The 11582-nt window shown below is 60.8% G+C and carries 12 protein-coding genes; 7 read left to right on the forward strand and 5 right to left on the reverse strand.

Going from position 1 to position 11582, the window contains the following annotated elements; all coding sequences use genetic code 11:
• Positions 1-63: 63 nt before the first annotated feature.
• From KW403_RS05640 to KW403_RS05655, 4 genes are all read left to right on the forward strand, one after another.
• Positions 64-663: a class I SAM-dependent methyltransferase gene (locus KW403_RS05640; protein WP_223022455.1), complete on the forward strand. Its 600-nt coding sequence runs from the start codon at positions 64-66 to the stop codon at positions 661-663.
• 55 nt (positions 664-718) lie between these two features.
• The gene (locus tag KW403_RS05645; RefSeq protein ID WP_223021758.1) at positions 719-1135 is read left to right on the forward strand and encodes a DUF1761 domain-containing protein; all 417 of its coding nucleotides are present in this window, start codon (positions 719-721) and stop codon (positions 1133-1135) included.
• Positions 1136-1204: 69 nt separating this feature from the next.
• Entirely contained in the window at positions 1205-1477 is a 273-nt protein-coding gene (locus KW403_RS05650) for a helix-turn-helix domain-containing protein (protein ID WP_223021759.1), read from the forward strand.
• Positions 1478-1606: 129 nt separating this feature from the next.
• Positions 1607-3295 carry a SulP family inorganic anion transporter gene (locus tag KW403_RS05655; RefSeq protein ID WP_223021760.1) on the forward strand — a complete coding sequence of 563 codons (1689 nt, stop codon included), beginning with the start codon at positions 1607-1609 and terminating at the stop codon, positions 3293-3295.
• 1 nt (position 3296) lies between these two features.
• Here KW403_RS05655 and KW403_RS05660 read toward each other — a convergent pair whose 3' ends face one another.
• The 5 genes from KW403_RS05660 to KW403_RS05680 all read right to left on the reverse strand — a co-directional run bounded on the left by KW403_RS05660 (position 3297) and on the right by KW403_RS05680 (position 8217).
• Positions 3297-3944, reverse strand: coding sequence for a septation protein A (locus tag KW403_RS05660; protein WP_223021761.1), 648 nt, complete (start codon positions 3942-3944; stop codon positions 3297-3299).
• 2 nt (positions 3945-3946) lie between these two features.
• Complete coding sequence (gene ftsY, locus KW403_RS05665) at positions 3947-5794, reverse strand: signal recognition particle-docking protein FtsY (protein ID WP_223021762.1); 1848 nt, start codon at positions 5792-5794, stop codon at positions 3947-3949.
• 5 nt (positions 5795-5799) lie between these two features.
• Entirely contained in the window at positions 5800-7083 is a 1284-nt protein-coding gene (mtaB, locus tag KW403_RS05670; protein ID WP_223021763.1) for a tRNA (N(6)-L-threonylcarbamoyladenosine(37)-C(2))-methylthiotransferase MtaB, read from the reverse strand.
• Positions 7084-7965: a diaminopimelate epimerase gene (gene dapF, locus KW403_RS05675; RefSeq protein WP_223021764.1), complete on the reverse strand. Its 882-nt coding sequence runs from the start codon at positions 7963-7965 to the stop codon at positions 7084-7086.
• A gap of 90 nt (positions 7966-8055) precedes the next feature.
• A complete protein-coding gene (locus KW403_RS05680; RefSeq protein ID WP_007007536.1) occupies positions 8056-8217 on the reverse strand; it encodes a DUF1328 family protein in 162 nt (53 codons plus the stop codon).
• Between the two features lie 250 nt (positions 8218-8467).
• On the opposite strand from KW403_RS05680, the gene KW403_RS05685 reads away from it, so the two are divergent.
• The 3 genes from KW403_RS05685 (at position 8468) to mdh (ending at position 11576) form a co-directional block, all read left to right on the forward strand.
• Entirely contained in the window at positions 8468-9001 is a 534-nt protein-coding gene (locus KW403_RS05685) for a protease inhibitor Inh/omp19 family protein (protein WP_223021765.1), read from the forward strand.
• Positions 9002-9052: 51 nt separating this feature from the next.
• On the forward strand, positions 9053-10258 hold the full coding sequence (gene zapE / locus KW403_RS05690; RefSeq protein WP_223021766.1) for a cell division protein ZapE: 1206 nt from the start codon (positions 9053-9055) through the stop codon (positions 10256-10258).
• A 352-nt stretch (positions 10259-10610) separates the two neighbouring features.
• The gene (gene mdh, locus KW403_RS05695; protein WP_223021767.1) at positions 10611-11576 is read left to right on the forward strand and encodes a malate dehydrogenase; all 966 of its coding nucleotides are present in this window, start codon (positions 10611-10613) and stop codon (positions 11574-11576) included.
• Positions 11577-11582 lie beyond the last annotated feature (6 nt).

An 11582-nucleotide genomic window follows, 5' to 3' on the forward strand; every position in this document is an offset into this window, starting at 1 on the left:
ATCCACGTGCGGCGCATCACCCCGGACAATGCGGCGGCGTTCATCCGCGCCAACACGACGCTGATGCGCCCGCCACATGTGCCGGAGGTCGCGCTCCATCTGGCCGATGAGGCGCACGATCTGTGGCAACGAACGGAGGAGGAGCTTGCAGAGATCGGCCTGCCGCCGCCTTTCTGGGCCTTCGCATGGGCAGGCGGTCAGGGGCTTTCGCGCTACATCCTCGATCGCCCCGAAACCGTTCGCGGGAAAACCGTGCTCGACTTCGCCACCGGGTCCGGGCTTGTCGCCATTGCCGCAGTAAAGGCTGGCGCGAAACATGTATTGGCAGCGGACATAGACCCGTTCAGCGCACCAGCCTGTTCGCTGAACATGGCAGCAAACGATGTGACATTTGAAACCACGCTGGACGATCTCACGGGCACTGCGGGCGAATGGGACGTGGTGCTTGCCGGCGATGTATTCTACGACCGGGCTATGACCGACACGCTGGTGCCATGGTTCGAGAATTTGTCAAATGCAGGCTCGACGGTCATTGTCGGTGACCCCGGCCGCAGTTACCTGCCACGCACACGTCTTACCGAACTGACGAGTTATAACGTACCGGTGACCCGTGCGCTGGAAGACGCAGAGGTGAAGCACACAACCGTCTGGCAATTTGCTTGACCACTTTGTGGAGTGCGGGTTCAATCCGGCCTGCTGGACATGTGAGGAGAACCCCATGGATTTCGCCGGTCTCAACTATCTCGCCATCCTCGTTGCCGCCATCGCAGCTTTCATGTTCGGCGCCATTTATTATGGCGCGCTCGGCAAACCATGGATGAAGGCCGCACGCATCAAGCCCGAAGAAGCGAAGATGGAGCCAGCGCTTTTCATCACCTCCTTCGTGGCCGAGCTGATCATGGCGTGGGTTCTGGCCGGCGTGATCGGCCATCTGGGGGCCGGGCAGGTGACCTTCTGGAACGGCATCGTCTCCGGCGCATTCATCTGGCTGGGTTTCATGGCCACGACCGTGGCCGTCAACCAGCGCTATGAAGGCTTCGGCTGGGACCTGACCCTGATCGACGCCGGCCACTGGCTGGGTGTCGCCCTTATCATGGGCGGGATCATCGGCTTGTTCGGCGTTTTATCAGTCTAAAACCATCACTATTGATGTTCTAGACATCAATTCTAAAAGACATTATATACACTCTAAGACGGAGCGCCAATGATAACCGCAGCACAGATGCGCGCCGCCCGTGCCCTGTTGGGCATCGACCAGAAGCAGCTGGCCGAGCTTTCGGGCGTTTCCCTGCCAACCATTCAAAGGATGGAGGCAAGCGAAGGCAATGTGCGCGGTGTGGTCGACACGCTTTCCAAGGTGGTCGAGGCGCTGGGGGCAGCCGGCATAGAGCTTATAGGCGAACATGCACCCAGCTACGGCACCGGACGCGGCGTGCGCTTCAGGGAGCCCACCCCGCCTAAGGCGAAATCCGTCTGAGACAACGCAGTTCCAGCAAAAGTGGGAGCCGGTTTTGCGTCCGGAACTGCGGGAGACGATGAGAACGCAACGGCGACCGCCTGCAAAAACGCCGACGGCCTACCGCTGCCGATGGTATGAGGCTTTTCCATGCAGGCTCGCGCCACGCGCCCTGGTTTCACTGCTCTGTTCACCCCAAAATTACTGACCGTACTGCGCGAAGGCTACGGCCCTGGGGCACTCAAGGCCGATATCGTAGCCGGCCTGACGGTTGCGATCATCGCGTTGCCCTTGTCCATGGCCATCGCCATCGCTTCGGGCGTAGGGCCGGAGCGCGGTCTTTACACGGCCATTGTGGGCGGGTTTCTGGTCTCCGCCCTTGGTGGCAGCCGATTTCAGATCGGTGGGCCGGCAGGCGCATTCATCGTGCTCGTTTTCGCCACGGTGCAGGCGCACGGCACAGACGGGCTGATCCTTGCCACCTTCCTCTCCGGGTTCATCCTGCTTGCCATTGGTCTTCTAAGACTCGGCACCTTCATCAAATATGTGCCCTATCCCGTCACCGTGGGTTTCACCTCGGGCATCGCCGTCATCATCCTGACGAGCCAGCTCAAGGATTTCTTCGGCCTCACGCTGAGAGGCACGGAGCCTGGGCCTTTCATCCCCAAACTGCAGGCGCTGGCGGAAGCAGCGCCGACGGTGAACGCCGCAGCACTTCTGCTGGCGCTTGGATCGGTGGCGGTGATCGTCGGGCTGCGCCGCTGGCGGCCGCACTGGCCGGGCTTTCTCATCGCCGTGGTGGCGGCCACACTGGTCGCCTGGGCGCTGGGTCTGCCGGTGGAAACCATCGGCTCGCGGTTCGGAGGCATTCCGCAAATGCTGCCTGCCCCGCAGTTGCCGGACCTCAGCACCGACAAGATCGTGGCCGTGCTGCCCGCCGCTTTCTCGTTTGCGCTTCTGGGCGGCATCGAGAGCTTGCTTTCGGCGGTGGTAGCCGATTCCATGACCGGTCGCCGGCACCGCTCCAACAGCGAGTTGGTGGCGCAGGGTGCAGCCAATATCGGTTCGGCCCTCTTTGGCGGCTTCTGCGTGACCGGCACTATCGCGCGCACGGCGGCCAATGTACGAGCCGGCGCGCGCGGCCCGGTTTCGGGCATGCTGCATTCGCTGTTCCTGCTCGCTTTCATGCTGGTGGCCGCGCCGCTGGCGCGCTTCATTCCACTTTCAGCCCTTGCGGCTATTCTGGCTGTGGTGGCCTGGAACATGGCGGAGAAGCACCAGTTTGCAGCACTGCTGCGTTCCTCATGGGGGGATGCGATCGTGCTTCTGGTGACGTTCCTGCTGGTGGTATTCCGCGACCTGACGGAGGGCATTCTGGTAGGCTTCGGCCTGGGCGCGCTGCTCTTTCTGCATCGCATGTCGGAGGCCGTGCGCGTGGAGCATGGTGTTGCCTCGCTGAGAGATCAGCCCGACAATGGCGAGCGACCGTATAACGCCGAAACAGCAACCGACAACGATGTGGTTGTCTACCGTATTGCCGGCGCATTTTTCTTCGGCGCGGCGGCTGCTGTGGGAGCAGCACTCGACCGGATTGGCGGCCAGCCCAAAGCGTATGTCATCGACATCGGCTCGGTGAGTTTTCTCGATTCCACGGCGGCAGCCACCATTGAAGGTTTCGTGCGCAAGGCACGCCAGCAGAGAGCCAATGTCTACCTGGTAGGGGCGAACCAGCCAGTGCGGAGATTGCTGCGCACACACGGGTTGAAACCGCCGGCATTGCGGTTCTACACCCGGTTCGACGACGCCCTCGCCGCCGCAAGGCGGGATGCGTCCGGATAGTTTATTTCGACTGTTCTTCCAGCGAGTGCTTCATGATGAGCGGCATCTGGCTCATCGTGAACAAAATGGTGATCGGCATGATGCCCCACACTTTGAACGCGACCCAGGTGTCGGTGGAGAACATGCGCCACACCACCTCGTTGACCACCGCCAGAAAGATGAAGAACAGCCCCCAGCGCAGGGTGAGCTTGCGCCAGCCTTCCGCATCCAGCTTGAAAGCGGAATCGAACACGTAGCCAAGCAGCGACTTGCCGAAGGCGAGACCGCCCAGAAGCACCACTCCAAACAGCGTGTTGACGATGGTCGGCTTCATCTTGATGAAGATTTCACTGTGCAGATAGAGCGTCAGCGCGCCGAACACGAACACCACCACCCCCGAGACCAACGGCATGATGGGCAGTGTGCGGGTGAGGATCCACGAAGCCGTGAGCGCTACTGCCGTAGCGGCCATGAAAAGCGCGGTCGCCACGAAAAGCGGGCCTCCGAGATTGCCCAACGCGGGAACAAGCTCCACAAGCCATTCCCCGCGCGAATTGGCGAAGAAGAACACCATGAGGGGTCCCAGCTCCAGCGCCAGCTTCAAAAGCGGGTTGATTTCCTTGCGCTTGGGATCGGCGGGGTCGCGTTCGAACACGGGTTTTTCGCTCACGCTTACTGAACTCCTGCAATTGCCTTGGCAAAATCGCTCGCCGAGAAAGGCTCCAGATCGTCGACCTGTTCGCCGACGCCGATGAAATAGACCGGCAGCTTGTGCTTGGCGGCGATGGAAACGAGGATACCGCCGCGTGCCGTGCCGTCGAGCTTGGTCATAACAAGGCCGTTGACGCCCGCAACATTGCGAAAGATTTCGACCTGATTAAGGGCATTCTGTCCGGTGGTGGCATCCACCGTCTGGAGGACAGTGTGCGGCGCATCGGGATCGTGCTTGCCAAGCACGCGCACGATCTTCTCAAGCTCCGCCATCAGCTCGGCCTTGTTCTGCAACCGGCCGGCGGTGTCGATGATGAGCACATCGGAGCCGGCCTCCTTCGCCTTTTCATAGGCATCGTAGGCAAGGCCCGCCGCATCCGCGCCCAGTTTTGATGAAACGACCGGTGAGCCAGTGCGCTCGCCCCAGATTTTCAATTGCTCGATTGCCGCGGCGCGGAAGGTGTCGCCGGCGCCCAGCGTCACCGACAGCCCACCTTCGGTCAGCTTTGCGGCCAGCTTGCCGATTGTGGTCGTCTTGCCGGTGCCGTTGACGCCAACAACGAGAATGACATGCGGCTTGTGCGACAGGTCGAGCTCGAGAGGCATGGCGACGGGTGCCAGAACCTTCTCGATTTCCTCGGCCATGACAGCCTGCACTTCCTCACCTGACACGTCCTTGCCGTAACGGCCCGAAGCCAGTGCATCGGTGACGCGCATGGCGGTCTCAAGACCGAGATCGGCGCGGAGAAGAACGTCTTCGAGATCCTGAAGCGTGTCTTCATCCAGCTTGCGCTTGGTGAATACGCCGGCGATGGAATCGCGCAGCTCGCGCGACGAACGCGAAAGCCCCTCGCGCAGACGCTGGAACCATGGCTTGCGCGGTTCGGACGCTTGTGGCTCGGGCGCCTTCTCTTCCACGCGCTCGACTGCTTTGGAGACGGCGATCTTGCCTGCGGCAACGGCTGGCGCAGATTCGGCGACGGGCGTGATGTTGCCAGCGTCGCGTCGCCCCTCATCCTCACCTTCTCCCCGTTCACGGGGAGAAGGGGTCGCGGGCGTTGCGTCTGAAACTTCGACCTTCGGTTCCGGGGCTTCGTCGGCCTCGGCCTTTTCCGCAACCTCGATGACGGGTTCCGCTTCCTTCTCCCCGCCAGCGGGGAGAAGGTGGTCCGAAGGACCGGATGAGGGGCTTGCGTCGTCGGTCGAGGGTGTCGGCGCGGCCTCGACGGCAGGCTTGATGTCGTCAGCGTCGCGCTGCCCCTCATCCTCACCTTCTCCCCGCTCGCGGGGAGAAGGGGGCGCGGGCGTCGCGTCTGAAATTTCGGCCTTCGGCTCTGGCTCTGGCTCTGGCTCTGGCTCTGGCTCTGGCTCTGGCTCTGGCTCTGGCTCTGGCTCTGGCTCTGGCTCTGGCTCTGGCTCTGGCTCTGGCTCTGGCTCTGGCTCTGGCTCTGGCTCTGGCTCTGGCTCTGGCTCTGGCTCTGGCTCTGGCTCTGGCTCTGGCTCTGGCTCTGGCTCTGGCTCTGGCTCTGGCTCTGGCTCTGGCTCTGGCTCTGGCTCTGGCTCTGGCTCTGGCTCTGGCTCTGGCTCTGGCTCTGGCTCTGGCTCTGGCTCTGGCTCTGGCTCTGGCTCTGGCTCTGGCTCTGGCTCTGGAACAATTTCACGGGTGGCTTTCTCACCCGTCAAGGCTTCATCTGCCTGCGCAACAGCAGCGGTCTCTGAAGCCTTCGCCTCTTCCGCCTCGTCAGGCTTGGTTTCCTCAACCTCTTTCTTGCCGAAGGAGAAAACCTTTTTGATAAATCCGAATGCCATGCCCGCTACGCTGCTTCCTGTGTATCCGCGACCGCAGTGAGCCGCTCCCCGTCATGGCCGGTGATCCGCGCCCCGACAATATCCCCCAGCTTTGCGTCTTCAAGCGCAGCCAAGGTGAAACCTTCCGTTCGCCCAAGCCCGGGACGCTCGACCAATATGCGCTGATGCGTGCCGACAAGCGCAGCAAGATGTCGCCCATAGGCCGCAGCGCCCACGGCGCGCAGACGCGCGGCGCGCTCCTTTACCAGCGCGCGGTCGAGTTGCGGCATGCGCGCTGCCGGCGTGCCCTCGCGCGGGCTGAAAGGGAAGACGTGGAGATGCGTGAGCCCGCATTCTTCGACGATCTTCAGCGAATTCTCGAACATGGCGTCGGTCTCAGTCGGGAAACCGGCTATGATGTCTGCACCGAACACCGCATCAGGGCGAAGCGCCCGCACACGTTCACAAAATTCAATGGCATCGGCGCGCAGATGGCGACGCTTCATGCGCTTCAGGATCATGTCGTCGCCATGCTGCAGCGAAAGGTGGAGATGCGGCATCAACCGCTCCTCTTCCGCCAGCGCGCGCATGAGTTCATCATCCGCCTCGATGGAATCGATGGAGGAAAGGCGCAGACGCTCAAGCTCCGGCACCTCGCGCAAAATGGTCGCCACAAGTCGCCCAAGACGCGGACTGCCCGGCAGATCGGCCCCGAAGCTCGTAAGGTCCACGCCCGTCAGAACCACCTCGCCATAGCCGTTGCCAACAAGCTGGCGCACCTGATCCACCACCGCGCCCATGGGAACGGAGCGCGAATTTCCGCGTCCATAAGGGATGATGCAAAAGGTACAGCGATGGTCGCAGCCATTTTGAACCTGCACGAAAGCGCGGGCCCGGCCTTCGATGGATTCGACCATGTGCGCCGCGGTCTCGCGCACCTCCATGATGTCGTTGACGCGCACCTTCTCGAACTGGTTCACACCGAAATCCGGCAAGGCGCGGTAGTTGTGTGCCTTCAGCTTCTCCTCATTGCCGAGAACAAGATCCACCTCATCCATGGCGTCAAATGTGCCCGGCTCCGTCTGTGCGGCACAGCCGGTGACGATAATGCGGGTATCCGGGTTTTCACGACGCGCCTTCCGGATCGCCTGCCGCGCCTGCCGCACCGCCTCGCCGGTCACGGCGCATGTATTGACGACAACGGCCCCGCCTTCCAGCTCCTCAAGCCCGGCTTCCCTCGCTTCGCGCTTGATCACCTCGGACTCGTAGGCGTTGAGACGGCATCCGAATGTCAGAACATCCACCGCCATTCAGACCGCCTCCTCGGCTTCGCGCTCCCACGCGCCGGTGGCGGGGTCGAAACGGCCGGAGAACTCCCATTCGGCGGGGCCGGTCATGATAACGTGATCATCCTGGCGCCAGAGGATATCAAGCGTACCACCGGGAACGGTAACTGTCACGTGACGCCCCGTGCGGCCCGTGCGCGCGGCGGAAACAGCAGCAGCACAGGCTGCTGAGCCGCAGGCAAGAGTGAGCCCCGCCCCGCGCTCCCACGTGCGCAGTGTGAGCGCATCATCGGCCGTCACACGCGCTATTGAGATATTGGCGCGTTCGGGAAAAACGGGATGGTTCTCCAGAAGCGGCCCAAACCGCTCCAGATCATAATCATTGACGTCACCAGCGACCCAGAAGATCGCATGGGGATTGCCCATGGAGGCAACGGAAGGCGAGTGCAGTACCGGCGCATCTATGGGCCCTGCCTGCAACTCGATCATACGGGTGTCGCGGAACTCTTCTGCAAGCGGGATCTCCTGCCAGCCGAAACGGGGCTTGCCCATATCAACAGAGATCATTCCGTCTTCATGCTCTTCGGCATTCAAAATGCCGGCCACCGTCTGGAAGGTGAAGGTCTTCTGCCCTGTCTCGGCGGCGAGCGCCTGCACGACACAGCGCGTGCCATTGCCACAGGCCTGCGCCTGGCTGCCGTCGGAATTGAAAATCTCGATATAATTGTGGGTTCCGGCAACACGGGGATCATGGATAGCCATGATCTGATCGAAACGCGTGTCCGGATCGGCATTGAGCGCACGCGCGGCGGCGGGCGTTACCCGGTCCGCGCGCCCGCGCATGTCGGCAACGATGATCGCGTTGCCGAGGCCGTTCATCTTTGCAAATGCTGCCTCGAGCGCCATGGTGGCTCCAAAACCCTGTGTCTCAGGCGCCTATATGGCTGATGAGAGGCAAAATTACCAGACGAACGGCCTCATCAATCAAGTGCGAAGTCAGGCTATCGCCACAATACCAAGGACCGCGAGGAGGAAGAGAACCAGAACCACGGCGATCAAAACTTTCGCGCCGGTCATTGCCGCTCCTGCAAGGCTGTTCATACCAAGCAGACCTGCGACAGCCGCGACGATCAGCAAAATGAGAATCCATTTAAGCATTGTTTGCCCTCCTATTGGCGCTAGCGCCGGTTGAGAAGCTTCAACGCCGAAAACGGTTCCCGGTTCCAGAGCACACACTGTGCATCGCTTAGGAGTGTTGCCAATAAGAAACAGTCACGAACCCATATAGGTGAAACCGGTTCTTAACCATGGCTGGGCTGTTATAATTGCAAAAGTTCGCCACGATCTGGCGCCTCAAATGGAACTCATTTGTATTTCAGTGCATTGGACGCTGTAACGGAGAGACGGCATGCCACACAAAAAGTTTGCAATTCTGGCTGTAACGCTTTTGGCTGCGGGCCTGGCCGGCTGCCAGAGCGACCGCTTCTCACCGATGGCCACAAGGGCTCCTGACCCACTGCCCTCCGCGCCGTCCGGCACGGTAACCTCCAACCAGCTACCGCCTCCTTCAAGCCCGACCACCAATCCGTCACAGTTCCCTGAGGCCCCTCAGCAGGAAACACAGGTTGCAGCACTCGACCCGAACGCGGCCGCCAACGCACCGGATGTTTCCACTGGCAGTGTTGCCGGGGTGTGGAGCGTGAACGTTGCAGGCCAGTCGTGCCGGGTTGCCACACCGCAGACCAAATTCGGCTCCGGCTATCGGGCCGGGCCGCTGCGTTGCCCAGCTCCAATTGACGGCGTCAAATCATGGAATGTCGAGGGCAAGCAGCTTGCATTTTATGATGCGAATGGTGGCGTTCTTGCACGTCTCTACTCGTCGGGAGAAGGCCGTTTCGATGGCCAGACCACATCTGGTCAACCCATTTCACTGTCGCGCTGAGCGACGACCTTCAACATCCTTGGGTCAATCGGCCAAGCGTGAAAGCCTGACATGACATTGCGTGACGGACTTGTAACCCATCCCTCCGTCACGCAGCGCTATGACCACATGGTCGAGACGGGCAAGATTGCCCGCGATCCTGCGCAGGAGAATATCGCGGCGGCGTTAGACCGACTGATCGGCGAGATCAGCGACAAGCGCCTGGCACGCAAATCGAGCGCGCTTGGCTGGCTGTTCGCCCGACGGAAGACGTCTCGTGAGCCCGTCCGCGGGCTTTATGTGTATGGTGGTGTGGGACGCGGTAAGACCATGCTCATGGACATGTTTCATGATTTGGTGCCGGTGGACCACAAGCGCCGCGCCCATTTCAACGATTTCATGGCAGACGTGCATGATCGCATCGGACAACACCGTGCGGCGCTGAAAGCCGGAGAGACCCAGGAAACAGACCCAATCCCGCCTGTAGCCGCAGCGTTGGCGCAGGAAGCATGGGTTCTGTGCTTCGACGAATTCACTGTAACCGACATCGCAGACGCGATGATTCTTTCTCGCCTCTTCGCGGCCTTGTTCGACAAGGGCGTGGTTCTGGTGGCCACATCCAATGTCGCACCCGACGACCTCTACCGCGACGGACTCAACCGCGGCCTTTTTCTGCCGTTCATCGGGATTCTAAAGGAAAACACACGTATTCTGGAACTCGACATCGATACCGATTACCGGATGCAGAAGCTCAACCGCATTCCTGTCTACATATCACCGGACGATGCTGCGGCCGGAAAGCAAATGGACGCCGCCTGGACGACGGTGACCGACGGCCAGCCAGTCGAGCCTTCCGAACTGAAGGTAAAGGGCAGGTCCGTGCCAGTGCCCCAGGCATCTGGCTCAGCTGCACGCTTCTCATTTGCAGATCTCTGCGAGAAGCCACTCGGCGCTCGTGATTATCTGGCCATAGCCGGCGCTTTCGACACGATCTTCATCGATCATGTTCCCTCAATGGATATGCGACGGCGAAACGAGGCGAAACGCTTCATTCTATTGATCGACACCCTATATGACGCCGGAGCACGAGTGTTCATATCTGCTGCCGCTCAACCCGATGCACTCTACACGGCATCAAACGGCACTGAAGCATTCGAGTTCGACCGCACCGCTTCCCGACTCATCGAGATGCAGAGCCAAGACTGGCTGGAGCAAACCGGTCAGCGCAAGGCTGAGAAATCCGTGGTGGCCAGAGAGCAGACAGCAGGCACGGGCTGATCACCAGCCACATCGTGCGGAAAAACCCTGACGAGCGGCCCCTACCGATAAGAATGCACATTTTTGAGGCAAAATTCTTACTTTTACGTAAGCCCATAAATGTCTAAACGATTGAAATTCCTGAACAGATAAGAATCGGTTGAATTTCCTTGCCAGTATGCTTATTCCAATGAGGCTTATGAAACGGGCCACGCCACGGATTTGCCGCGCCTTTTTGGAATAAAGGAGTGCGACGGACCTCTGGCCCGAAATGCATTGGTGTGACACGACACAGGCAAAACGCGACGCGCGCTCTTTTTCACACATCCATCTCACCACCTATCCTTTCGACACAAGGGGGAATTCTAACCACATGGCACGCGACAAGATCGCTCTCATCGGCTCCGGCATGATCGGTGGAACGCTCGCACACCTGGCGGGCTTGAAGGAACTGGGCGACGTCGTCCTGTTCGACATTGCCGAGGGCATCCCCCAGGGCAAGGGACTGGACATCGCCGAATCCTCGCCGGTCGAGGGCTTCGACGCCAAAATGGTTGGCGCCAACGACTACGCTGCCATCGAGGGCGCGGATGTCTGCATCGTCACCGCCGGTGTTGCCCGCAAGCCCGGCATGAGCCGCGATGACCTTCTGGGCATCAATCTGAAAGTGATGGAGCAGGTCGGCGCTGGCATCAAGAAATACGCCCCCAACGCTTTCGTGATCTGCATCACCAACCCGCTCGACGCCATGGTCTGGGCGCTGCAGAAGTTCTCCGGCCTGCCGAAGAGCCATGTGGTCGGCATGGCCGGCGTGCTGGACTCGGCTCGTTTCCGTTACTTCCTTTCGGAAGAGTTCAAGGTCTCCGTCGAAGACGTGACGGCTTTCGTTCTCGGCGGCCACGGCGATTCCATGGTTCCGCTGACGCGCTACTCCACCGTTGCCGGCATTCCGATCCCGGACCTGGTGAAGATGGGCTGGACCTCCAAGGAGAAGATCGACGAGATCGTGCAGCGCACCCGTGACGGCGGCGCAGAGATCGTCGGCCTTCTGAAGACCGGCTCGGCCTACTACGCCCCGGCTTCGTCGGCGATCGCCATGGCCGAGAGCTACCTGAAGGACAAGAAGCGCGTCCTGCCCTGCGCGGCACATCTTGCCGGCCAGTATGGCGTCAAGGACATGTATGTGGGCGTTCCCACTGTCATCGGCGCCGGCGGTGTCGAGCGCATCATCGAAATCGATCTCAACAAGTCTGAGCAGAAGATGTTCGAACAGTCCGTGGGGGCCGTTGCCGGTCTTTGCGAGGCCTGCGCCAACATCGCGCCCAACCTGAAGAAGTAGGAGTAG

The organism is Nitratireductor kimnyeongensis (genome assembly GCF_019891395.1).
GTDB lineage: Bacteria > Pseudomonadota > Alphaproteobacteria > Rhizobiales > Rhizobiaceae > Nitratireductor > Nitratireductor kimnyeongensis.